The organism is Chelatococcus sp. GCM10030263 (assembly GCF_042666455.1).
GTDB lineage: Bacteria > Pseudomonadota > Alphaproteobacteria > Rhizobiales > Beijerinckiaceae > Chelatococcus.
This window is the reverse complement of sequence record NZ_JBHTDB010000009.1, coordinates 490,970-513,837: the sequence shown is the minus strand read 5'-3', so window position 1 is coordinate 513,837 and position 22,868 is coordinate 490,970. Positions and strand designations below refer to the sequence as shown.

The window sequence follows — 22,868 nt, the reverse complement described above, 5'->3', positions numbered from 1 at the left end:
TCGACGGAATGTCAATAGATACTATGATATTGATATTGGCGCTGTGGATGCAGCAATGCCGATAGCCGCGACCTGGAGGTTGCGCGGCTCGGGCCGGTTGCCGTTGGCGAAGATGGTGGGGCGGCGTGCGCTATCTGGCGCACCGTCGCGACAAGCGATCGGTGGCCGTCGCAGGCCGGGTGATGACATGCCCCGTCCTTCCCCGCGGAGGGGAAGGAGCTCAGCGAAGCATGTCAGCCCTGAAGCAGCACCCTGCCTTCAGTCCTGCGAATAGCGCTCTTCGGTCCAGGGGTCGCCGCGATCATGATAGCCGCGCTCTTCCCAGAAGCCGCGCTGGTCGGCGGGCCTGAAGTCGATACGCTTCAGCCATTTGGCGCTCTTCCAGAAATAGAGATGCGGCACGACGAGCCGCATCGGCCCGCCGTGCTCTCGCGGCAGGGGCGCGCCGTTCCAGCTATGGGCGAGGATCGCATCCTCGGCGGCGAAATCTTCCAGCGGCAGGTTGGTCGTGTAGCCGTCGAAGCTGTGCAGCATGACGAAGTGGACGTCGGCCTTCGGCTCGACCAGGGCGAGCAGATCGCGCGTGAGTACGCCCTCCCAGCCGTTGTCGTAGCGCGACCAGGTGGTGACGCAGTGGATGTCGGTCACCTCCCGCGTCTGCGGCTGGTCCATGAAGGCCTTCCAGTCCCAGCTGACGGGATTGTCGATCGCGCCGGTCACGTCGAGGCGCCAGGTCTCGCGCGCGACCGTCGGCTGGATGCCGAGGTCGAGCACCGGCCAGTCCTTCACGAGATGCTGGCCGGGCGGCAGGCGCTCGGATTCCGGCCGTGTGACGCGGCCGGTCAGGAACTTGCCCTCGCGTGCCCAGCGCTGCTTGGTGGTGGTCAGTTTCGTTTCGGGCAGGATCCGATCGCTCTCGTCATTCATGCCGTCGTTCCCGCCGCTGCCGCGCCCGGCCCCCTGCCGCCCGCTTGCGCCGTTGTTTGCAACTGCTTGGTGACATCCGCAAGGATCTCGTAGGACCTGAGCCGCGCCTGGTGGTCGTAGATCATCGCCGAGACCATGACCTCATCGGCCTGCGTTTCCGCGAGGAAGCGCTCGAGGCCCTGGCGGATCGTCTCCGGCGAGCCGACGAAGGAACAGGCGAGCATGCGCGAGGCCTGCACCTTTTCCGCCGGCGTCCAATAGGTCTCGATATCGTCGATGGGTGGCGGCAGGAGCCCGCGGGTGCCGCGGAACATATCGGTGAAACGCTGCTGGGCAGAGGTGAAGAGCCGCCGCGCCTCGGCATCGGTCTCGGCGGCGAAGACATTGGCGCCGACCATGGCATAGGGCTTGTCGAGCTGCGCCGAGGGCTCGAACCGCTCGCGATAGACGGCGAGCGCGTCCATCAGCGCCTCAGGGGCGAAATGCGAGGCGAAGCCGTAGGGAAGCCCGAGCATCGCGGCGAGCTGCGCGCCGAAGAGGCTGGAGCCCAAAATCCACAAGGGCACATCGAGCCCGGTGCCGGGCACCGCCCGCACCACCTGGCCCGGCTGCAGCGGCCCGAGCAACGCCTGCAGCTCCAGCACGTCCTGCGGAAAGGTGTCGGCTGCCGCGGGATCGCGCCGCAGCGCCCGCACGGTGCGCTGGTCCGTGCCCGGCGCGCGCCCGAGGCCGAGATCGATGCGGCCGGGATAAAGCGATTCGAGCGTGCCGAACTGCTCGGCGATCACCAAGGGCGAGTGGTTCGGCAGCATGATGCCGCCGGAGCCGATGCGGATCGTCTTGGTGCCGCCGGCGATATAACCGATGACCACCGCCGTCGCCGCGCTCGCGATGCCGATCATATTGTGATGTTCGGCCACCCAGAACCGCCGATAGCCCCAGCGTTCGGCATGCTGAGCGAGGTCGAGCGAATTGTGCAGTGCATCGGCAGGTGTCGCGCCCTCGGAAACGGGGGCGAGATCGAGGACGGAAAAATTCGGCATATCGGTCTCCTGGGCGCGGACGGAGATCGGCTGGAGCCGATCTCGATCTAGGCAGATGGGACGGCGCCCCTCATCGCGCAACTGCGCAGGGCGCCTCCCCTCCATGCCTGCGGTGCAAGCCGCGCTCTGCGACCGTCAGTGGCCGGTGCTGTCAGCGCCCCTGCTCGCCTCGAAGAGGAACCAGACGCGCTTTTCGGTCGCATCGATGATGTTCTCAAGGAGGCTCTCGGTAGCGACGTCGTCATGCTCGTCGGCAACGTCATGGGCGGCGCGCAACGACGTGACCATCGCCTTATTGTCGGCGATGAGCTCGCGCAGCATGTCGGCCGCCGAGACGAAGGGCGCGTCGTTGTCGGCAATATGCTGCAGCTTGCCGATATGGCCGATGGAGCGCAGCGTCGTGCCGCCGATCTTGCGCACGCGCTCGGCAACTTCGTCGGTCACGCCGATGATCTCGGCCGCCTGCTCTTCGAACATGAGATGATAATCGCGGAAATGCGGGCCGCTGACGTGCCAGTGGAAGTTCTTGGTCTTGAGATAAAGCGCGAAGGCATCGGCCAAGACGCCGTTCAGGGCCTCCGATACTGCGGCGATTGCGCCTTGCGACAGATCGGTCGGCGTGTCGAGCGCGCCCGCCGTTCCCCGGCTCGGCTTGGCTGCGGCAGGCGCAGCCGCCTTCTCGGGTGACTTGGTTGGGGTCTTTGCGGCTGGCTTGGCGACGGATTTGGCGGATGCCCTGGCCATGGATCAACTCCTCACGATGTTGTCTGGCGGAACGGTCTACAGGTCCGACGATGAGCGCAAGGCCCCCGCCTCCTGCGAATACTTAGCACAGGCCTCGCCCGCGACCAGCCCGGCAACGTCAACTGAGATCGTCGGAGGGGCGCGTGGCCGTCGCCACGGCGAGGCCATGTTCCAGGAGCGTCGCCCAGGCTTCCTCCGCGTCGTCGGCAAAGCCGAAGAGCTCACGGTCCTGCGGGGAAATCGTTCCCGCTGCCTGCATGGCATCGAAATTGATGACCGATTCCCAATAGCCTCTGTCGAAGAGCACGGTCGGCACCAGCGGCGCCTTTTGGGTCTGCCGCAGGGTCAGGATCTCGAAGAGCTCGTCGAGCGTGCCGAAGCCGCCGGGAAAGACGACGAGCGCATTAGCGCGCATGGCGAGATGCATCTTGCGCATCGCGAAATAATGGAAGCGGAAGGTGAGATCCGGCGTGGAATAGGCATTGGGCTCCTGCTCGTGCGGCAGGGTGATGTTGAAGCCGATGGAGGGCGCACCGGCCTCCGCCGCGCCGCGATTGGCGGCCTCCATGATCCCTGGCCCGCCGCCAGTCGCGATGACATTGTCGCGGATATTGCCGTGCGGCTTCAGCGCTCCGCCGCGCTCGGAGGCGAGCCGGGCGAAGGCCCTCGCCTGCTCATACCAATAGGCGTGCCGGCCGGGGCCGTTTTCGTGCACCCGCGCGCTGCCGAAGACGACGATCGTGGAATTCACGCTCCAGGCGCGCAGCGCCTGTTCGGCCTTGGCATATTCCAGCAGGAAGCGCACGCCGCGCATGGAATCGCCGAGCAGAAAGTCCTGGTCGAGCGCGGCAATGCGATAGGAGGGTGATTTGATTTGCGCGTCGTTAGGCGGTGGCGTGTCGGTCATGTTCTTCGGGCGTGGTTGTGAGGTCGAACAAGTTTATCCTTATCGACCTAACGGATCATGCCCGCATTCGATCATTCCAGAGCGGCAAAGCGTCCCGATTGTCTTGTTTGTGTTGGTTGTCTTGGCTCATCCGACACTCATCAGGCTGGCATTGCCACCGGCAGCAGCGGTGTTGGTGCTGATCGCGAGTTCCTCGATGAGCCAATCGAGGCAATAGTCCTCGCTGCCCGAGGCGAGCCCGGCGGTGGAAGCCCCCTGTAGCGCGACAACCGGGCCCGGCAGGGTCGCGAGCTTGCGGTTGATCTCGCGCAGGGCGTCGCTATCGCCCTCGAAGAGCACAGCAGCGAGCGGGCCGGCGGCCCAATCCTCGACCGTCTCGATATGCCTGGCAACCGTTTCGGGCAGGCCCTTGAAAGCGGCCGTTTGCGCGCCCTTCGGCAGGATCGCCGAATTGCCGGTGGCGAGGATCGCGCCGACTTGGATGAGGAGCCCGGCTTCGGTTTGCGCGAGTGCGGCGACGCGGCCGCGTGGCCTCACCGTATAGACATTGCGTTCGCCGACGGGGCCGGTGAGTTCGGTCGTGCCGCCCACGGTCGACTGTGCCAGATAGGCCGAGACCCGCTCCGCCTCGGCCGCGCGGCCATGGCTCGCGAGCCAATCGCGAAAGGCACGGGCGGGCGCGATCGCCTGCTCGGAGGGTTTGGCCTCGAGAGGCCGGGCCTCCGGCCGCACCGCGAGCAGCCGTGTCAGGTAAAGCGGCCCGCCCGCCTTCGGCCCGGTGCCGGAGAGGCCGCGGCCGCCAAAAGGCTGCACGCCGACGACGGCGCCGATGACGTTGCGATTGACGTAAATATTGCCCACCTCGATGCGGCTCGTCACACGTGCGATCGTCTCGTCGATGCGCGTGTGCAGTCCGAAGGTGAGGCCGTAGTCGGTCGCGTTGATGTCGGCGATCAACCGGTCGAGCTTGGCGCGGCGGTAGCGCAGCACATGCAGCACCGGGCCGAAGACTTCCCTCTCGACATCGGAAACCTCTGCGATCTCGATGATGGTTGGCGGAACGAAGGTGCCGTGCTTTGTCTCCTCCGGCAGTGGCGCCTCCTCGACGCGATGGCCGCGGGCGCGCATCACCTCGATATGGGCGCGAAGATTGTCGCGTGCCTCCGCCGTGATCACCGGGCCGACATCCGTCGAGAGCCTGTCAGGATTGCCGATGGCGAGCTCGCGCAGGGCCCCCTTGAGCATGGTGAGCGTGCGCTCGGCGACGTCCTCCTGCAGGCAGAGGATGCGTAGCGCCGAGCAGCGCTGGCCGGCGCTGTCGAAGGCCGATTGCAGCACGTCGAGCACGACCTGCTCGGCGAGGGCGGAGGAATCGACGATCATCGCGTTCTGGCCGCCGGTCTCGGCGATGAGCGGGATCGGCCGCCCGTCCGGCAGGAGCCGCTCGGCGAGCACGCGCTGGATGAGCCGCGCAACCTCGGTCGAGCCCGTGAACATGACGCCGCGGATATGGGCATCGCCGACGAGGGCGGCGCCGACCTTGCCGTCGCCGGGCAGGAGCTGCAATGCCGCATGCGGCACACCGGCGGCGCGCAGGATCCTGACCGCCTCGGCGGCGATCAGCGGCGTCTCCTCGGCGGGTTTGGCGAGCACCGGATTGCCGGCGGCGAGCGCCGCCGCCACCTGGCCGGTGAAGATCGCCAGCGGGAAATTCCACGGGCTGATGCAGGCAACCGGCCCGAGAGGGCGGTGGCGGTCATCGAGCAGGCGCCGCGCCTCGCTGCCGTAATAGCGCAGGAAATCGACCGCCTCGCGCACCTCGGCGATGGCATTGGTGAAGGACTTGCCGGCCTCGCGAACCATCACGCCAATGAGCACGGGCATGCGGCTCTCCATGAGGTCGGCGGCGCGTTCGAGCGCCGCGGCGCGCTCTTCGGCGCGCGTCGCCTCCCAGATGGGTGCAGCAGAGGCGGCTGCCGCACAGGCGTGCGCTACGGTTTCGGGGTCGGCCTCGATCACCGTGCCGACGCGGTCCCGATGATCGGCGGGATTGAGCACGGCCCGGGAGGTCCCCTCCCCCTCGCCTTCAGTGAGCATCGGCCGGGCGGTCCACTCCGTCTCGGCACTCGCCAAGAGCGCGGCCGACAGCGAGGCGAGCCGCTGCTCGTTGGAGAGATCGAGGCCGGCCGAATTCGGCCGATTGCCGTAGAGCTCGCGCGGCAGGGCGATCTTGGGATGCGGGGCGCCCAAGGGCTCGATGGCGCTCGCCACCTCGACGGGATCGGCGATCAGCTCCTCGACCGGAACGGCGGGGTCGGCAATGCGATGGACGAAGGACGTATTGGCGCCGTTCTCGAGGAGCCGGCGGACAAGATAGGCGAGCAGCGTCTCGTGCGTGCCGACCGGGGCGTAGATGCGGCAAGGTCGATTGAGCTTTTGCGGCCCGACCACCTCCTCGTACAGCGGCTCGCCCATGCCGTGCAGGCACTGGAATTCGTATTGCCCAGCGTAATAGTTCTCGCCGGCCATGGCCATGATCGCGGCGACGGTCTGGGCATTGTGGGTCGCAAATTGCGGGAAAACCGCCTCCGGCGCGGCCAGAAGCTTGCGGGCGCAGGCGAGATAGGAGACGTCCGTGTGCACCTTGCGGGTGAAGACGGGGAAGCCTTCGAGCCCATTGACCTGCGCCGCCTTGATCTCCGAATCCCAATAGGCGCCCTTGACGAGGCGAACCATCAGGCGGCGGCGGCTGCGGCGGGCGAGATCGACAAGATAGTCGATCACGAAGGGGCAGCGCTTCTGATAGGCCTGGACGACGAAGCCGATGCCGTTCCAGCCGGCGAGATCGGGGTCGAAGCAGAGCGCTTCGAGGAGATCGAGCGAGAGCTCGAGCCGGTCGGCTTCCTCGGCGTCGATATTGAGGCCGATATCGTGCTCGCGTGCCAGCACCGCGAGCGCCTTCAGGCGCGGCAGGAGCTCGCTCATGACGCGCTCGGCCTGGGCGCGGCCGTAGCGCGGATGAAGCGCCGAGAGCTTGATGGAGATGCCCGGTCCCTCATAGATGCCGCGGCGGTTCGCGGCCTTACCGATGGCCCGGATGGCCTGCTCGTAATCGGCATAATAGCGGGCGGCATCGGCGGCCGTTGTCGCCGCCTCGCCGAGCATGTCGTAGGAATAGCGGAAGCCTTTGGCTTCCATCGCGCGGCTGTTGGCGAGCGCCTCGGCGATCGTCTGGCCGGTGACGAATTGCTCGCCCATCATCCGCATGGCGATGTCGACGCCGGCGCGGACCAGGGGCTCGCCGCCGCGGCCGATGAGGCGCGTCAGCGCGTTCGACAGGCCGCTCTCGCTCGTCGTCGCCGTCAGCTTACCGGTGACGACGAGGCCCCAGGTCGCCGCATTAACGAAGAGCGACGGGCTATGGCCGACATGGGTCTGCCAGTCGCCCGCCGCGATCTTGTCGCGGATCAGCGCATCGCGCGTCGGCCGGTCGGGAATACGCAGCAGCGCCTCGGCGAGGCACATGAGGGCGACGCCCTCCTGGCTCGACAGGGAATATTCGTTGATCAGCGCCTTGACGCCGCCGCCGCCGTTCTTGGCGCGCAGGGCCAGGACCAGATCCCGCGCCCGGGCGCGGACCTTCTCCTTCGCGGACGCCGGCAGGCTCGCGCCGGCGATGAGCGCCGGCAGGCATTCCTGTTCCGGCCGGCGATAGGCCGCGGTGATGGCGGCGCGCAGCACGCTCTGCGGCTGCACCGATTGCGCGAAGGCGATGAAGGGCCGAGGCTCGGGTTCGTCGGCATTCTCGACCACATCGACCGCCAGCGGCCCGTCCGGCACAAGGTCGCGCGTCTCGCCGCGCTCGATGCGCTCGATTGCGGCGACGAGCGACTGCTTGACGAGCCAATGGGGCGAGCGCCCGATCGCCTCGGCAGCTGCTTTGAGCCGTGCCTTGAGCTCGTCGTTCACTTTCACGCCGATGGTCGTCGCGCTCATGCCAGCTGCCCCGCCGGTTGCACCTAAGATTCGGGTCGGTGATACCTTTTCATGATATGGGGCGCAACCAGGTTTGCGCCAGCTTCAGCAAGACCGCAGCGAAATATTTTGAGCTTAAAACGTTCTTGCGAGCCACTGCTGGCCCGCTTACTATCCGGCACCCTGCGACGGCTCAGACGATGAAAGTGCCATGGCCGCTCTGCGCGCGCTTGTGACCGGCGGCAGCCGGGGAATAGGCCGGGCCATTGCGGCTACGCTGACCCATGCCGGGCATGGGGTGACCATCCTCGGCCGCGATCCGGGGCCCCTGGGCGAGGCGCTGCGGGACGGAGTCGCCGTCGAAGCCGAAGCCATCGACGTCACCGACGCGAACGCCCTGTCGGCCTTTATTGGCGCACGCCCATTCGATATCCTCGTCAATAATGCCGGTGGTGCGGCCACCGCGGCCTTTCTCAAGAGCGACCGCGATCTGCTGCGGCGCATGCTGGCGCTCAATGTGGAGAGTGCGGCGGAGGCCATGCGCTCGGCCCTGCCCGGCATGATCGAGCGCGGCTTCGGGCGCGTGATCAATGTCGCCTCCACCGCGGGGCTCAAGGGCTATGCCTATGCTTCGGCCTATGCGGCCGCCAAACATGCCCTCGTCGGGCTGACGCGCTCGGTCGCGCTCGAAGTGGCAAAAAGCGGGGTGACGGTGAACGCCGTCTGCCCGGGCTATACCGACACCGATCTCGTCGCCGAGAGCGTGCGCGGCATCGTCGCCAAGACGGGACGCTCGGAGGTGGAGGCGCGCGCCCATTTCGAGCGGTCGAACCCGCTCGGCCGGCTGATCAGGCCGCAGGAGGTGGCGGACGCCGTGCTCTGGCTCACCGGCGAGGGTGCGGCGGCGGTCACAGGCCAGGCCATCGTCGTCGCGGGAGGAGAATTGTGAGCATGGCGGACGCCGAAGCGTGGATCGACGCCGAAACCAAGGTCGCCGAGGCGCCCGCCGACCACCGGGCGGAACTGCGATTGTGGCTCCGGCTCCTCACCTGCTCGAACTTGATCGAAACGGAGATCCGCAGCCGCCTGCGTGAGCGCTTCGATTTCACGCTGCCGCGCTTCGACCTGCTCGCCCAGCTCGACAAGGCCGAGGATGGGCTGGTGCTCGGCGAAGTCTCCAAGCGACTGATGGTCTCGGCCGGCAATGTGACGGCGATCGTCGAGCGGTTGCTCGACAGCGGCCATATCACCCGCACCGCCGCTCCGCAGGACCGGCGCACACAGATCGTGCGCATGACGCCGGCCGGGCGCGCCGCCTTCAAGGAGATGGCGGAGGAACACGGCGAGTGGATCGGCCTGATGTTCGAGGGGCTGACCCCCGCCGATATAGACGGCCTGATGAGGCTTCTCGCCAAGCTCAAGGCATCCGTGAGGGACGGGATCGAACGGGGAGACAAGCAATGACCGTCACAGGCCCCCTCGCCGCCTATGCGGCACGGCATCTGCTGTTCGATGTGGCGGACAGCGTCGCCCATCTCACCCTGAACCGGCCAGAGCGCAAAAACCCGCTGACCTTCGAATCCTATGCGGAGCTGACCGGCATCTTCCGCGCGGCGCGTACGGACGAGAGCGTGAAGGCCTTCGTCGTCAGCGGCGCCGGCGGCAATTTCTCGTCCGGCGGCGATGTGCACGAGATCATCGGGCCGCTCGTCGGCATGTCGACGGTCGAGCTGCTGCGCTTCACAGAAATGACCGGCGATCTCGTGAAGGCCATGCGGGCCTGCCCGCAGCCGATCATCGCCGCTGTCGACGGCGTCTGCGCCGGCGCCGGCGCCATCATCGCCATGGCCTCGGACCTGCGCCTCGCCTCGCCCGAGGCCAAGGTCGCCTTTCTCTTCAACCGCGTCGGGCTCGCCGGTTGCGACATGGGCGCTTGCGCCATCCTGCCGCGCATCATCGGCCAGGGTCGGGCGAGCGAACTTCTCTTCACCGGGCGGGCGATGACGGCGGAGGAAGGCGAGCGCTGGGGCTTCTTCAGCCGCATCGTCGCCCGGGACGGCCTGCTCGCGGACGCCGCGGGGCTCGCAGCCCAGCTCGCCGCCGGCCCCACCTTCGCCAATGCCATGACGAAGCGCATGCTTCATATGGAATGGGCGATGAGTGTGGACGACGCCATCGAGGCCGAGGCGGTCGCCCAAGCGCTCTGCATGAAGACGGAGGATTTCGCCCGGGCCTATCGCGCCTTCGCGGCGAAGGAAAAGCCGATATTCCAGGGCAATTGAGATGGCCGACACGCGCTTTCTCGACTGGCCGTTCTTTACCCCCGACCATCGCGCGCTGCATGCGGAGGTCGCCGCCTTCGCCGCGGAGGCCTTGGCCGGGCTCATCGACCACCGCGACGTCGACGGCGCCTGTCGGCGCCTGGTGGCTGCCCTCGGCGATGCCGGCATCCTGCGCCATGCGGTGATCGCCCCGCATGGCGGCAATGCCGCGCGGCTCGACCTGCGCGCGCTCTGCCTCATTCGGGAGACGCTCGCCTACCACGCCGGCCTCGCCGATTTCGCCTTCGCCATGCAGGGGCTCGGCACCGGGCCGATCACCCTGTTCGGGACGGAGGATCAGAAGCGGCGGTATCTGCCGCCGGTGGCGGCAGGCAAGGCGCTCGCGGCTTTCGCCCTAACGGAGCCGGAGGCCGGCTCGGATGTCGCGGCGCTCGTCACATCGGCCGAGCCCGACGGACCGGACCATGTGCGGCTCACCGGCGAAAAGACCTGGATCTCCAACGGCGGCATCGCCGACCATTACGTCGTCTTTTGCCGCACGGGCGAGGCTCCGGGCACCAAGGGCATCTCCGCCTTCGTGGTCGACGCCGGCGCGCCCGGCTTCACCATCGCAGAGCGGCTCGAGACCATCGCGCCGCATCCCCTTGCCCGCCTCGCCTTCGATGCTTGCCGCGTGCCGGTCGCCAATCGCATCGGCGGCCCCGGCGAGGGTTTCAAGATCGCCATGGCGACGCTCGACGTCTTCCGCTCGACCGTCGGGGCGGCGGCACTCGGCTTTGCCCGCCGGGCACTCGATGAGACGCTGGGACGTGTCACCCGCCGGCAGCTCTTCGGCGGGCCGATGGCCGACCTGCAGATGGTGCAGGGAACGATCGCCGATATGGTGGCCGATGTGGAGGCCGCCGCGCTCATGGTCTACCGCGCCGCTTGGACAAAGGACGCCGGTGCCGCGCGCATCACCCGTGAAGCAGCGCTCGCCAAGCTCGTCGCGACCGAGGCCGCCCAGCGGGTCGTCGACGCGGCCGTGCAGCTCCACGGCGGCGACGGCGTGCGCACGGGATCGAAGGTCGAGGAGCTCTACCGCGACGTGCGGGCGCTGCGCATCTACGAGGGCGCGAGCGAGGTGCAAAAAGTCATCATCGCCCGGCAGACGCTGGCGGAAGGCTGACAGGGGGCTGACAGTTATAAAGGTCGACCACCTATCTCTCCCCTGTGGGGAGAGGTCGCGCTGAAGGCGCGGGTGAGGGTGAGAGCCGCCGCGGCCCCCTCACCCTAACCCTCTCCCCGCCGGGGAGAGGGGATTGCGCCGTGCCTGCCCTACTCCGCCGCCATCCTACTCCGCTGCCAGCTTGCCCGCCGCCAGATGCGGTGCGTGGCGGGCAGGCCGTGCCTTCACCTGCAGCGCCATCTGCTTCTCGCGCATCTTCTCCATCTCGCGATGGGCCTGGTTGCGCCCGGCGAGATAGGGATCGGGCCAGCCCTGGTTGCGCGCGCCGTACCAGGCTTCCGCCTGATGCGCGAAATAGGGGTTCCACAGATGCGGCCGGGCGAGCGCCACGAGGTCGGCGCGGCGCGTGTGCAGGATGGTATTGACCTGGCCCGGCTCGGTAATGGCGCCGACCGCCATCGTCGCCATCTGCGGCACGTTGCGGATGGCCTCCGCGAAGCCGACCTGGAACATGCGGCCATAGACCGGCGCCTGGTCCGGCACGGTCTGGCCGGCGGAGACGCTGATGAGGTCACAGCCCGCCTCGCGAGACCCCTCGGCGATGGCGAAGGTCTCGGCCTCGGAGATGCCGCCCTCCTTCCAGTCGCAAGCGGAGATCCTCACCGACATCGGCCGCTCCGCCGGCCAGACCGCCCGCATCGCGGAAAAGACTTCGAGCGGATAACGCAGGCGGTTCTCGATGGAGCCGCCATAGGCGTCGCTGCGCTGGTTGGTGAGCGGCGAGAGGAAGGAGGCGAGCAGATAGCCGTGCGCGCAATGGAGCTCGAGCATGTCGAAGCCGGCCCGCGCGGCGCGCTGGGTGGCCTGGACGAAATCCGCCTTGACCCTGTCCATCATGGCGCGGTCGACTTCGGCCGGCACCTGGCTGACGCCATCGAGCCAGGGCAGCGCCGAGGCGGAGACGAGCGGCCAATTGTCCTCCTCCAGCGGGTGCTCGGCCTTCTCCCAGCCGCGCTGGGTCGAGCCCTTGCGCCCGGCATGGCCGAGCTGCATGGCGATCTTCGCCTTGGAATGGCTGTGGACGAATTCGACGATACGCGCCCACCCCGCCTCGTGCTCATCCGTCCAGAGCCCGGGGCAACCCGGCGTGATGCGCGCGTCCGCCGACGGGCAGGTCATCTCGACGAAAATGAGCCCCATCCCGCCCAGGGCGTGGGAGCAGTAGTGGACCAAATGCCAATCCGTCAGATTGCCGTTCGGGTCGGCCATATATTGCGCCATCGGCGCCATGACGACCCGGTTGGCGAGCTCCATGCCGCGCAGCCGGAATCGCGTGAACATCGGCGTCGGCCGGGTCCGGCGGTAGTCATCGCCGGTCTCGCGATAGAGCCGCTCGTAGAACTCCGTATCGGCGCGCTCGACGAAGCGCGCATCGCGGACGAGAAGGTTGTCGTAGGTGATCGACTTCGCCCGGCACATCACCGTCATGGCGAATTGCATGGGCTCCATGTCGAAGGAGCGGTTCATGTGCTCGAACCAGGCGAGCGATACATCGGCATTGTGCTGAACGATCTGGCAGGGAGTGCGCCGTGCCTGATCATAGGCCTCGAAGGCCGCTTCTACGCTCGTCTCCGCATGGGCGAGGAGAGCATCGGCCAGCCCGATGGCGCATTCCATGGCGAGCTTGGTGCCGGAGCCGATGGAGAAATGCGCCGAGGCCTTGGCGTCGCCGAGCATCACGATCTTGCCGTGCCACCAGCGCTCACAGAAGATCCGCGGAAAGCGGCGCCAATGCGAGCGGTTGAGGAGGAGTGGATGGCCATCGAGCTCCTCGGCATAGATCGCTTCGAGCTTGGCCTTTGAGCCTTCCTCGTCGAATTCCGAAAAGCCGTGGCCCTGCCAGCAGGCCTCGTCCATTTCGAAGACCCAGGTCGAGCGGCCGGGCGCGTATTGGTAGGTATGCGCGCAGATGACGCCATGCGGCGTCTCGCGGAAGAAATAGTTGAACTCGTCCATCGGCCGGGTCGAGCCCATCCAGCAGAAGCGGTTTGACTTCAGCGACTGAGCTGGGCGAAAAGCCTCGCGGAAATGCTCGCGGATGGGCGAATTGATGCCGTCGGCCGCAACGATGACATCGGACGAGGCAAAGCGCGTGGCGAGCTCGGCCGGATCGATGCGGGCCGAGAAGGTGAGCGCCACCCCCGCCTCGCGGCACCGCCCCTGCAGAACGGCCAACAGCTCCTTGCGGGCGATGCCGCAGAAGCCGTTGCCGGCGCAGCGGATCTCCTCGCCTTTGTAGTGGATGGCGACGTCGTCCCAGTAGGCGAAATGATCGCGGATGCGAGCATAGGACTGGGGATCGCGTGCCAGGAATTCCTCCAGCGTGTCATCGGAGAAGACGACGCCGAAGCCGAAGGTGTCGTCGGCGCGGTTCTGCTCGAAGACCTCGACCGTCCAGTCCGGCCGCGCCTTCTTGGCGAGGAGCGCGCAATAGAGGCCGCCCGGTCCGCCGCCCACCACGGTGATCTTCATCGCCCGCCTCCGATCGACGGTAATTATTTTAGATTTGAAGTATCTCGATGGCAATGGGCGGTGGGCATAGCTCCCGCGGATGAACCATTCTCCGAAACCGGGGGTTCCCGCCGCTATTTCGCGAGTCCTACCGATGACTTGCGGCCCGGTGCTGCCATCCTGATTCAGCGTGGCAGCACCGATGCCGGGGTGTTCACCGCTCCACGAAAGACTGCAGCCGTGCCAAGGCATCGTCCCATTGCGCCGAGACCTCGTCGAGATAGGACCTGACGGCGAGGATCGGCTCGGGGCGGAAGGCGAAATGGCTCTCGCGGCCGACGCGGCTCATCGTCACGAGCCCTGCGTCTTCGAGCACCCGGAGATGCTTGGTGACGGCCTGGCGCGTGAGGCTCGTGTCGGCCGACAGCGCCGTAATCGAACGGCGCCGGCCATCGCTGAGCTTGCGGAGCAGCGACAGACGCGTCCGGTCCCCCAGCGCGGCAAAGACAGGCGCCGGATCGGCGGCGCGGGCTTCAGCGCTCAACATGGGCCTGGATATTCTTCACCTGCCCCTCCCAACCCATGGTGTTCATGCGCAGGGCATCCGGCCGACGATGCGGCGGCAGCGCGTCGAAGCCGGATTCGGTAACCGTCAGGCGCGTGCCGGCCGGCGTCGGCTCGAGCCGGAACTCGACGAGCGTCGGCGTCTCGCCGGAATAGTCGACATCAGGATCGACGGCATAGGGATGCCAGGTGAAGGCGAAATAGCGTGGCGCATCCATAGCCTTCACCCGGGCGTTCCATTTGACGTGCTCGTAGCCGGTAATGGTGATCCTTCCGGTCGAGACCTCGCCCGGCACGAAGGGACCCTCGAGTTTCACCCGGAACCAGGTGCCGAACTCCTCATGGTCGGTCAGTGCCTTCCAGACACGTTCGATCGGCGCCTTCAGGTCGATGGTCTTTTCGATACGATCGGTCATTTTCGCAACCTCCTGGTTGCGCATACCATCGCGCAATCCCGCCTCACGCGCAACCGAAAAGTTGCACGTTATTGCCAATCAGCCTGGACAAGCCCGGCCATGACGGGCGTCACTGGAAAGCGCTCTTTCTGAACCGCCGAGCTGCTCACAGGCTGACGAACGCGGGCACATTTCGGAATCGCGCCAGCCCCTTGGCGGCCGATCTTGCGGTTCTGATTCAAATTCAAGAAGGCCCGCGATCCGCGCGGCGTCACGCCTTCCAGAACGGCTTGGTCGCGGCAAAGCGCTCGTAGGCGGCCAGGGCTTTCGTGAGGTGGGTCTCGTCGCCGCGCGTCTTGCGGCCGGCAACGAAACCCGCCGCAAAGCTGTGGGGTCCGCTGGCGTCGCCGATCAGGGCATCCACCTCGCGATAGGCCACAACGGTGTCGTTGAGCCTGCCGAGATGATCCTGGACATTGCGTAGCGCCGTCACCAACGCCCGATAACGGCTGCGGGCCTCACGGCCCGGAAAGAGCTCCGCGAAAAGCTCGGCGGCGTAGCGCAGCTTCTTCGCCGCGATGCGCAGGCGATGGCGCGTGTCTCCGTCCATGCCGGCGAGATGGCGGCCGTTGCGGCGGATGCGTCGCCGCCAGCGCCTGAGCACACGGGCGGCGAAGGCCTCGACCGGCTCGGCGCGCAGATCGGCCCGCTCAGGATCGAAGGTCCAGGCGCCGCCCAAGAGCCAGGCGCGGCATTCGGCGAGCGCTTCAGTCAGCGCCCCGCCACGCAGTCCGTCGAGGGCGGCATCATAGGCCTGCTGCCGGCGTGCACGGACGCTCTCCTCCAAACCGGCGAGGCCGGGTAGATCGTCATAGGCGTCCTGAACGGGCGCGAGCGTCTCGGCGAGATAAACATCGCAATTGCGCGCCACGCCCAAGATCCGCGCCTGTTCGCCCAGCCTGCGCCGCACCGCATCGGCGTCCTCGCCGCCCACCAGCTCCTTGAACAGGGAGAGAATGGCCCGCACACGCCGCAGCGCGACGCGCGTGCGATGCAGCGCGTCCGGCTGTTCGGTCGCCACGAAGGCCTCGGCCTCCGTCTCGACGGCGGCAAGACAGCGCCCCGCCAGGAGCCGGAAGGCATCCTCGCTCGGTAAGCCACACGCCAGCGTCGGGCTTTGATCCAGCATCGCTCGTTCCCTGCCCCCGGCCGGCATCGGGCGGTAATCTGGCCGAAGCAGTTGTCACAATCCACCCGCCTAGATCACGTTACGGCTCAGGAGAACAACCTGCGGTTGGCGCGCACCTCTCCCGCGATGAAATCGGCGACCGCCGTGACCCGCCTCAGCTTCTGGCCCTCGGCATGCATGACGAGCCAATAGCTGCGGGTGAAGGTGACGTCGGGCAGCACCACCTGAAGGTCGGGATAGGACCGGGCGGCATAGTCATGCAGAATGCCGATGCCGACCCCTGCCCTCACCGCCTCGACCTGGCCCGTGACGCCGGCGCATTCGAAGCGGCGCGGCATCAGGGCTGCAAGCTCCGCGCCATAGTCGAGTGCGCGGCTGAACATGAGGTCGTCGACATAGGTGACGAGGGTATGGCGCGGCAGATCCTCCTTGCTCGCGAGCGGCGGCGCGCTCGCAAGATAGTCGCGCGAGGCATAGAGGCTGAGCCGATAGTCGGTTAGGCTGCGGGAGACGAGGCGGCCCTTCTCCGGCCGCTCCAGCGTGACGGCGATGTCGGCCTCATGCCGCGAGAGCGAAAAGGTGCGCGGCAGCGGCACGAGCTGGATCGTGAGATCGGGATGGCGCGCAATGAAGGCGCCGAAGCGCGGCGCGAGGAAATAGCTGCCGAAGCCGTCGGGTGCGCCGACCCGGACCGCACCCGCGAGCGCAAGATCGGCATTGCCGAGGGAGGTCTGCACCTGCAGCATCTCGTGCTCGATGCGCTCGGCGGCGGCGAGGAAATGCTCTCCCGCCGGCGTCAGCACGCAGCCGGCCGTGCTGCGCTCCACGAGCTTCGCCTTGAGGGAGGCCTCGAGCGTCGCGAGCCGCCGGCTGACGGTTGCATGATCGAGCCCGAGCTTGCGCGCGGCCGCGAGCATCTGCCCGGAGCGGGCGACGGCGAGAAAGACGCGGGCGTGGTCCCAGTCCATGCAGGTCAACTCCTCCCGCCGTCATCCCGGGGCGGCCTAGGGGTCCAGCAGCAATCGATTTGACGTTTCGTCGGCGTTTTCAAAGGCTTACCCTCCCCTTGAGGGGGAGGGTCGGCGAGCGCTCAGCGAGCCGGGGTGGGGTGCGGTGGTGTTGGCTGACTTCCTCATCACCCCCTCCCGACGCGGCAAAGCCGCGTCGACCTCCCCCCTCGAGGGGGAGGTGGGCCGATGCTCAGCCTCGGAGGTTAAAGCTTACGCCAAAATCTGCAATCCGATTGCGAATTCCTGCTCGTTGATGTGCAGCCATAAATGGAGTTCAGTCCATAAAGCAAGATCCGGGAGGACCACCATGCGCGACATCGGCCATTTCATCGGCGGCAACACCGTCCCAGGCACCTCCGGCCGCAGCGGCGAGGTTTACGAGCCCATGACGGGCGAGGTGCGCGCCCGGGTCGCCCTCGCCTCCAAGGCCGACCTGCGGGCCGCCGTCGAGAATGCCAAGGCGGCGCAGCCGGCCTGGGCCGCAACCAATCCGCAGCGCCGGGCGCGCGTGCTGATGAAGTTCCTCGACCTCGTCCACCAGGAATACGACTCCCTGGCCGAGCTGCTCGCCCGCGAGCACGGCAAGACGATCCCCGACGCCAAGGGTGATATCCAGCGCGGCCTGGAAGTCGTGGAATTCGCCTGCGGCGTGCCGCATCTCATGAAGGGTGAATTCACCGAAGGCGCCGGGCCCGGCATCGACATGTATTCCATCCGCCAGCCGCTCGGGGTGGTCGCCGGCATCACGCCCTTCAACTTCCCGGCCATGATCCCCTTGTGGAAGGCGGGCCCGGCGATCGCCTGCGGCAATGCCTTTATTCTCAAGCCGTCGGAGCGCGACCCGTCCGTGCCGATGCGGCTCGCCGAACTCTTCCTGGAGGCCGGCCTGCCGCCTGGCATCTTCAATGTGGTCAACGGCGACAAGGAAGCGGTCGACGCCATTCTCGACGATCCCGACATCCAGGCGGTCGGCTTCGTCGGCTCCTCGGCGATCGCCGAATATATCTACGGGCGTGCGGCGGCGAACGGCAAACGCGTGCAATGCTTCGGCGGCGCCAAGAACCACATGATCATCATGCCCGACGCGGACATGGACCAGGCGGTCGATGCGCTGATCGGCGCAGGCTACGGCTCGGCCGGCGAGCGCTGCATGGCCGTGTCGGTCGCGGTCCCCGTCGGCCAGGCCACCGCCGACCGGCTCATCGAAAAGCTCGTGCCACGGGTCGAGAGCCTGAAGATCGGCCCCTCGACCGATCCAACCGCCGATTACGGCCCGCTGGTCACCCGCGCCCATCTCGACAAGGTCAAAGCCTATGTCGACCTCGGCGTGGAGGAAGGCGCCAAGCTCCTCGTCGACGGCCGCGGCTTCAAGCTGCAGGGCTACGAGAACGGCTTTTACCTCGGCGGCTGCCTCTTCGACGAGGTGACACCGGACATGCGCATCTACAAGGATGAGATCTTCGGTCCGGTGCTCTCGGTGGTGCGCGCCAAGGATTACGCCGAGGCGCTGCGGTTGCCGAGCGAGAACGAATACGGCAACGGCGTCGCCATCTTCACGCGCGACGGCGATGCGGCGCGCGACTTCGCTTCGAAGGTCGAGGTCGGCATGATCGGCATCAACGTGCCGATCCCGGTGCCACTCGCCTACTACACCTTCGGCGGCTGGAAGCGCTCCGGCTTCGGCGACTTGAACCAGCACGGGCCGGACTCGTTCCGCTTCTATACGAAGACGAAGACGGTGACCTCGCGCTGGCCCTCCGGCGTCAAGGAGGGCGCGGAGTTCTCCATCCCAACGATGCGGTGAGGCTAAGTCATCCCGGGCGCCTCGCTTCGCTCGGCCCTGGGGTGACATCGCCCATTTCCGCCCGGCACGGAATCGCGCTTAACTGACGCGCCCTGGGCGGGAGCGGTTTTCATGGTCTCCACCACCGATAGCGTGCCGGCGATGGCGACCGGCGAGCCGCGCATGCCGCGGCTCATCGGACTCGGGCTCGCCGCCGCCGCGTTCTTCTCGGTCACCTTCGTCCTCAACCGGGCCATGAGCCTGGATGGAGGCCATTGGGTGTGGAGCGCCTCGCTGCGCTATCTCGACATGGCGATCCTGCTCGGCGGCTTTCTGCTCGTGCGGCGCGGGCCGGGCTATCTCGCCGAGGTGCTTCGGCTTTTCTGGCGGCGGCTCAAGTTCTGGCTGGTGGCGGGCGGCATCGGCTTCGGCGTCTTCTACGCCGCCTGCTGCTTCGCCGCCGACCACGCGCCGGGCTGGATCATCGCCGCCACCTGGCAGTGCACGATCCTCGCCACGCCTTTCGTGCTGCGCGCCTTCGGCGAGCGCGTGCCGCTGCGCGGCATCATCTTTCTCGTCGTGATCTTCGCCGGCATCGTCATCATCAATCTCAACCAGATCGCCCGTGGCGCCGAACCGCACCAGATTATCGCGGGCGTCCTGCCGATGCTGGTCGCGGCCGTCGCCTATCCCGTCGGCAACCAGCTTCTGAACCGCGCCAAGCACGCCGGCGGCGCCGATGGCGCCCTCCTCGCCGATCCGGTGGCGGCCGTGCTGCTGCTGACGCTCGGCTCGCTCCCCTTCTTCGCGGTGCTCGTCGGAGTGACCCTGCCACCGCCGCCGAGCACGGGCCAGATCGCCAGCACGGCGGTCATCGCGCTCGTCGCCGGCGGGCTCGCGACGACGCTCTTCCTCTATGCGCGCAATCTCTCGCGCGATCCCTACCGGATCGCCGCCGTCGATGCGACGCAGTCGGGCGAAGTGGGCTTTGCGCTCTTGGGTGAGATGCTCTGGCTCGGCGCGCCGGCGCCCAACCTCCTCGGCTGGCTTGGCCTTGCCGCCGTCATGGGCGGGCTCGTCGGCTTCACGCTGAAGAGCCGGGGGTGAAACGCTCACGCCGTCATCCCGGAGCCGAGCGGAGTGAGGCGTCCGGGATCCAGAAACGATGTCGCTCGTCGCTGGCTCAGTCGCTCGGAAACGCGTTCAATCGTTGATCCGCATCGGTTCTGGATCCCGGACACGGCCTTCGGCCGTTCCGGGATGACCACAGAACGATCCGGCGCTCGATGGATCCCCCCCGCCCCTATTCCGCCGCCTGCTGGTATTCCTCCATCGGCGGGCAGGAGCACATGAGGTTGCGGTCGCCATAGGCATTGTCGACGCGGTTGACCGGCGACCAGTATTTGTCCTGCCGCTGGGCACCGCGCGGGAAGGCGCCTTCGGCGCGGCTGTAGGGCCGGTTCCAATTGTCGTCCGCAAGGTCGTGCACCGTGTGCGGCGCATGCCGCAGCGGGCTCTGCTCCACCGGCCAGCGCCCCTCCTCCACCGCGCGGATTTCGGCGCGGATGGCGATCATGGCGTCGATGAAGCGGTCGAGCTCGGCCTTCGATTCCGATTCCGTCGGCTCGATCATGAGCGTGCCCGGCACGGGGAAGCTCATGGTCGGCGCATGGAAGCCGAAGTCGATGAGGCGCTTGGCGACGTCGTCCACCGTGACGCCCGAGGTCTCCTTGAGCGGCCGGAGGTCGAGGATGCATTCATGCGCCACCCGGCCGTTCCGGCCGGCATAGAGCACGGGATAATAGGGGCCGAGCCGGGCGGCGATGTAATTGGCATTGAGGATCGCGACCTTGGTCGCGAGTTCGAGCCCGTCCGCCCCCATCATCAGCATATAGGCGTAGGAAATCGGCAGGATCGACGCCGACCCGAAGGGGGCCGCCGAAACCGGTCCGACGACGGAGCCCAGTTCTGGCCGCTCGGGATGGCCCGGCAGGAAGGGGGCGAGATGGGCCTTCACGCCGATCGGCCCGACGCCCGGACCACCGCCGCCATGCGGAATGCAGAAGGTCTTGTGCAGGTTGAGATGGCTGACATCGGCGCCGTATTTGCCCGGCCGCGCGATGCCGACCTGGGCGTTGAGATTGGCGCCGTCGAGATAGACCTGGCCACCGTTGGCATGCACGATGTCGCAGATGTCGCGGATCTCCTCCTCGAAGACGCCATGCGTCGAGGGATAGGTGATCATGATCGCCGCGAGATCGCCCGCATGGGCTTCCGCCTTGGCGCGCAAATCGGCGAGATCCACATTGCCGGACTGGTCGCAGGCAACGACCACCACCTCCATGCCCACCATCTGCGCCGAGGCGGGATTGGTGCCATGCGCCGAGGATGGGATGAGGCAGACGCGGCGGTGGCCCTCCCCGCGGCTGAGGTGATAGGCGCGGATGGCGAGAAGCCCCGCATATTCGCCCTGGGCACCGGAATTCGGCTGCAGCGACACGGCGTCATAGCCGGTGATGACCGCGAGCTTGTCTTCCAGATCCTTGATCAGCGCCGCATAGCCGTTGGCCTGTTCGGCCGGCGCGAAGGGATGGAGCGACGAGAAGCCGGGCCAGGTGATCGGCATCATCTCGGCGGTCGCATTGAGCTTCATGGTGCAGGAGCCGAGCGGGATCATGGCGCGGTCGAGCGCGAGATCGCGGTCGGCGAGCCGGCGCATATAGCGCAGGATCTCCGTTTCCGAGCGATAGCGGTGGAAGACGGGATGCGTCATGAAGGTGGAGCGGCGGCGCAGGTTCTCCGGCAGCGCGCTCTCGGCCGTGACTTCGCCGTAGCGCAGCGCGCCGCCGAAGGCCGCCCAGACAGCCTCGACATTCGCCTCGGTCGTTGTCTCGTCGAGCGAGATGCCGAGCCGGCCGCCCTCGCCAGGCAGGACGCGGAGATTGATGCGGCTTGCCGCGGCGCGCGCAACGATCTCGTCGCGCCGGGCGCCCGTCGAAACCGTGAGCGTATCAAAAAAAGTCTTCTGCTCGGCGGGGAAGCCGAGCTTGGCGAGGCCGGCCGCAAGCCGTGCCGTCTTGGCATGCACATCGCCGGCGATGGCGGTCAGGCCCTCAGGGCCGTGATAGACGCCATACATGGAGGCGATGACGGCGAGCAGAACCTGCGCCGTGCAGATGTTGGAGGTCGCCTTCTCGCGCCGGATATGCTGCTCGCGAGTCTGCAGGGCGAGCCGGTAGGCGGGCGCCCCGCGCACATCGACCGAGACACCGACGAGGCGGCCGGGGAGCGAGCGCTTATGGGCGTCGCGCGTCGCCATGAAAGCGGCATGCGGGCCGCCGAAGCCCATCGGCACGCCGAAGCGCTGGCTCGATCCGACGGCGATATCCGCGCCGAGCTCACCCGGCGAGGCGAGAAGCGTCAAGGCGAGGAGATCGGCGGCAACGCAGGCGATGCCGCCGGCGGCCTTCACGGCGGCGATCGGCTTGGCGAGGTCACGGATATGGCCCTCGCTGCCTGGATATTGAAAGAGCGCGCCGAAGACGGCGCTGGCGTCGAGATCACGCTCGGGATCGCCCACCACGACCGTCCAGCCGAGCGGCTCGGCGCGGGTGCGCACCACGGCAATCGTCTGGGGATGGCAGCCGGCATCAACGAAGAAGGCCGTCGCCTTGGATTTGGCGACACGTTTGGCCATGGTCATCGCCTCGGCGGCGGCGGTGCCTTCGTCGAGAAGCGAGGCATTGGCGACGTCGAGGCCGGTCAAATCGGCGACCATGGTCTGGAAATTGACGAGCGCCTCGAGCCGGCCCTGGCTGATCTCGGGCTGGTAGGGCGTATAGGCCGTGTACCAGGCTGGATTTTCCAGGATGTTGCGCTGGATGACGGGCGGCGTGACCGTCCCGTAATAGCCCTGGCCGATGAGCGAGGTGAAGACCTCGTTTTGCCCGGCGATCCGGCCGAGTTCGGCGAGCGCCTCGCTCTCGGTGAGGCCGCGGCCGAAGGGCAGCGGCTCCGCCTGGCGGATGGCGCGCGGCACCGTCTCGGCGATCAGGCCGTCGAGATCGGGCGTGCCGACCGCCTGCAGCATGGCGACGACGTCCGTCGCCGACGGGCCGATATGGCGCCGCGCGAAACCGGACCCGGTCCGGCCGAGAAGGGAGTTCAGATCAGTCATCGGAGGCACCATCTGGCAGCAGGGGTACGCGCGACGCCGGAGACCGGCTCGGAACGGAGATCCGCATGTCCGCCGGAAGCAAGCCACGCGCCACCACCCGCCGCAGACATGGTTGTCGGCGGGCGAGCCGGACGTCACGTCCGGGCATGGCAACGGGCACGCTTCCTTCGGCCATCGCGGCCTCCGTTATGCG

General features: G+C 67.3%; 17 protein-coding genes. 6 read left to right on the top strand and 11 right to left on the bottom strand.

Annotated features, from left to right (window positions below; all coding sequences use genetic code 11):
• Positions 1-258: 258 nt before the first annotated feature.
• From ACFQU1_RS21275 to putA, 5 genes are all read right to left on the bottom strand, one after another.
• Positions 259-927 (bottom strand): sulfite oxidase-like oxidoreductase, encoded by a 669-nt coding sequence (locus tag ACFQU1_RS21275; RefSeq protein WP_378136428.1) that lies wholly within the window; start codon positions 925-927, stop codon positions 259-261.
• Complete coding sequence (locus ACFQU1_RS21270; RefSeq protein WP_378136426.1) at positions 924-1,970, bottom strand: LLM class flavin-dependent oxidoreductase; 1,047 nt, start codon at positions 1,968-1,970, stop codon at positions 924-926. Before ACFQU1_RS21270 ends, ACFQU1_RS21275 begins: the two co-directional genes overlap by 4 nt.
• A 135-nt stretch (positions 1,971-2,105) precedes the next feature.
• Positions 2,106-2,714: a Dps family protein gene (locus tag ACFQU1_RS21265; protein WP_378136424.1), complete on the bottom strand. Its 609-nt coding sequence runs from the start codon at positions 2,712-2,714 to the stop codon at positions 2,106-2,108.
• Positions 2,715-2,832: 118 nt separating this feature from the next.
• Entirely contained in the window at positions 2,833-3,621 is a 789-nt protein-coding gene (locus tag ACFQU1_RS21260) for an LOG family protein (protein WP_378136422.1), read from the bottom strand.
• A gap of 126 nt (positions 3,622-3,747) precedes the next feature.
• Complete coding sequence (gene putA / locus ACFQU1_RS21255) at positions 3,748-7,617, bottom strand: trifunctional transcriptional regulator/proline dehydrogenase/L-glutamate gamma-semialdehyde dehydrogenase (protein WP_378136420.1); 3,870 nt, start codon at positions 7,615-7,617, stop codon at positions 3,748-3,750.
• Between the two features lie 190 nt (positions 7,618-7,807).
• Here putA and ACFQU1_RS21250 point away from each other — a divergent pair, with 190 nt between their 5' ends.
• From ACFQU1_RS21250 to ACFQU1_RS21235, 4 genes are read left to right on the top strand one after another with little or no spacing between them, the layout of a single operon-like run.
• On the top strand, positions 7,808-8,545 hold the full coding sequence (locus tag ACFQU1_RS21250; RefSeq protein ID WP_378136418.1) for an SDR family NAD(P)-dependent oxidoreductase: 738 nt from the start codon (positions 7,808-7,810) through the stop codon (positions 8,543-8,545).
• A 2-nt stretch (positions 8,546-8,547) separates the two neighbouring features.
• Entirely contained in the window at positions 8,548-9,060 is a 513-nt protein-coding gene (locus ACFQU1_RS21245) for a MarR family winged helix-turn-helix transcriptional regulator (protein ID WP_378136415.1), read from the top strand.
• A complete protein-coding gene (locus ACFQU1_RS21240) occupies positions 9,057-9,878 on the top strand; it encodes an enoyl-CoA hydratase family protein (RefSeq protein ID WP_378136413.1) in 822 nt (273 codons plus the stop codon). Before ACFQU1_RS21245 ends, ACFQU1_RS21240 begins: the two co-directional genes overlap by 4 nt.
• Position 9,879: 1 nt before the next feature.
• Positions 9,880-11,046, top strand: coding sequence for an acyl-CoA dehydrogenase family protein (locus ACFQU1_RS21235; protein WP_378136411.1), 1,167 nt, complete (start codon positions 9,880-9,882; stop codon positions 11,044-11,046).
• A gap of 165 nt (positions 11,047-11,211) precedes the next feature.
• Here the strand turns inward: ACFQU1_RS21235 and ACFQU1_RS21230 are convergent, their stop codons facing one another.
• The 5 genes from ACFQU1_RS21230 to ACFQU1_RS21210 all read right to left on the bottom strand — a co-directional run bounded on the left by ACFQU1_RS21230 (position 11,212) and on the right by ACFQU1_RS21210 (position 16,673).
• Entirely contained in the window at positions 11,212-13,578 is a 2,367-nt protein-coding gene (locus ACFQU1_RS21230; RefSeq protein WP_378136409.1) for an FAD-dependent monooxygenase, read from the bottom strand.
• Positions 13,579-13,771: 193 nt separating this feature from the next.
• Entirely contained in the window at positions 13,772-14,104 is a 333-nt protein-coding gene (locus tag ACFQU1_RS21225; protein WP_378136406.1) for an ArsR/SmtB family transcription factor, read from the bottom strand.
• A complete protein-coding gene (locus ACFQU1_RS21220; protein WP_378136404.1) occupies positions 14,091-14,537 on the bottom strand; it encodes an SRPBCC family protein in 447 nt (148 codons plus the stop codon). Before ACFQU1_RS21220 ends, ACFQU1_RS21225 begins: the two co-directional genes overlap by 14 nt.
• Positions 14,538-14,787: 250 nt before the next feature.
• The gene (locus ACFQU1_RS21215; RefSeq protein WP_378136402.1) at positions 14,788-15,705 is read right to left on the bottom strand and encodes a CHAD domain-containing protein; all 918 of its coding nucleotides are present in this window, start codon (positions 15,703-15,705) and stop codon (positions 14,788-14,790) included.
• 86 nt (positions 15,706-15,791) lie between these two features.
• On the bottom strand, positions 15,792-16,673 hold the full coding sequence (locus ACFQU1_RS21210) for a LysR family transcriptional regulator (RefSeq protein ID WP_378136400.1): 882 nt from the start codon (positions 16,671-16,673) through the stop codon (positions 15,792-15,794).
• Between the two features lie 349 nt (positions 16,674-17,022).
• On the opposite strand from ACFQU1_RS21210, the gene ACFQU1_RS21205 reads away from it, so the two are divergent.
• Positions 17,023-18,519: a CoA-acylating methylmalonate-semialdehyde dehydrogenase gene (locus ACFQU1_RS21205; protein ID WP_378136398.1), complete on the top strand. Its 1,497-nt coding sequence runs from the start codon at positions 17,023-17,025 to the stop codon at positions 18,517-18,519.
• A gap of 111 nt (positions 18,520-18,630) precedes the next feature.
• Complete coding sequence (locus ACFQU1_RS21200; protein ID WP_378136396.1) at positions 18,631-19,605, top strand: multidrug resistance efflux transporter family protein; 975 nt, start codon at positions 18,631-18,633, stop codon at positions 19,603-19,605.
• A 196-nt stretch (positions 19,606-19,801) separates the two neighbouring features.
• On the opposite strand, the gene gcvP is transcribed toward ACFQU1_RS21200, so the two are convergent.
• Positions 19,802-22,687 carry an aminomethyl-transferring glycine dehydrogenase gene (gcvP, locus tag ACFQU1_RS21195; RefSeq protein ID WP_378136394.1) on the bottom strand — a complete coding sequence of 962 codons (2,886 nt, stop codon included), beginning with the start codon at positions 22,685-22,687 and terminating at the stop codon, positions 19,802-19,804.
• Positions 22,688-22,868 lie beyond the last annotated feature (181 nt).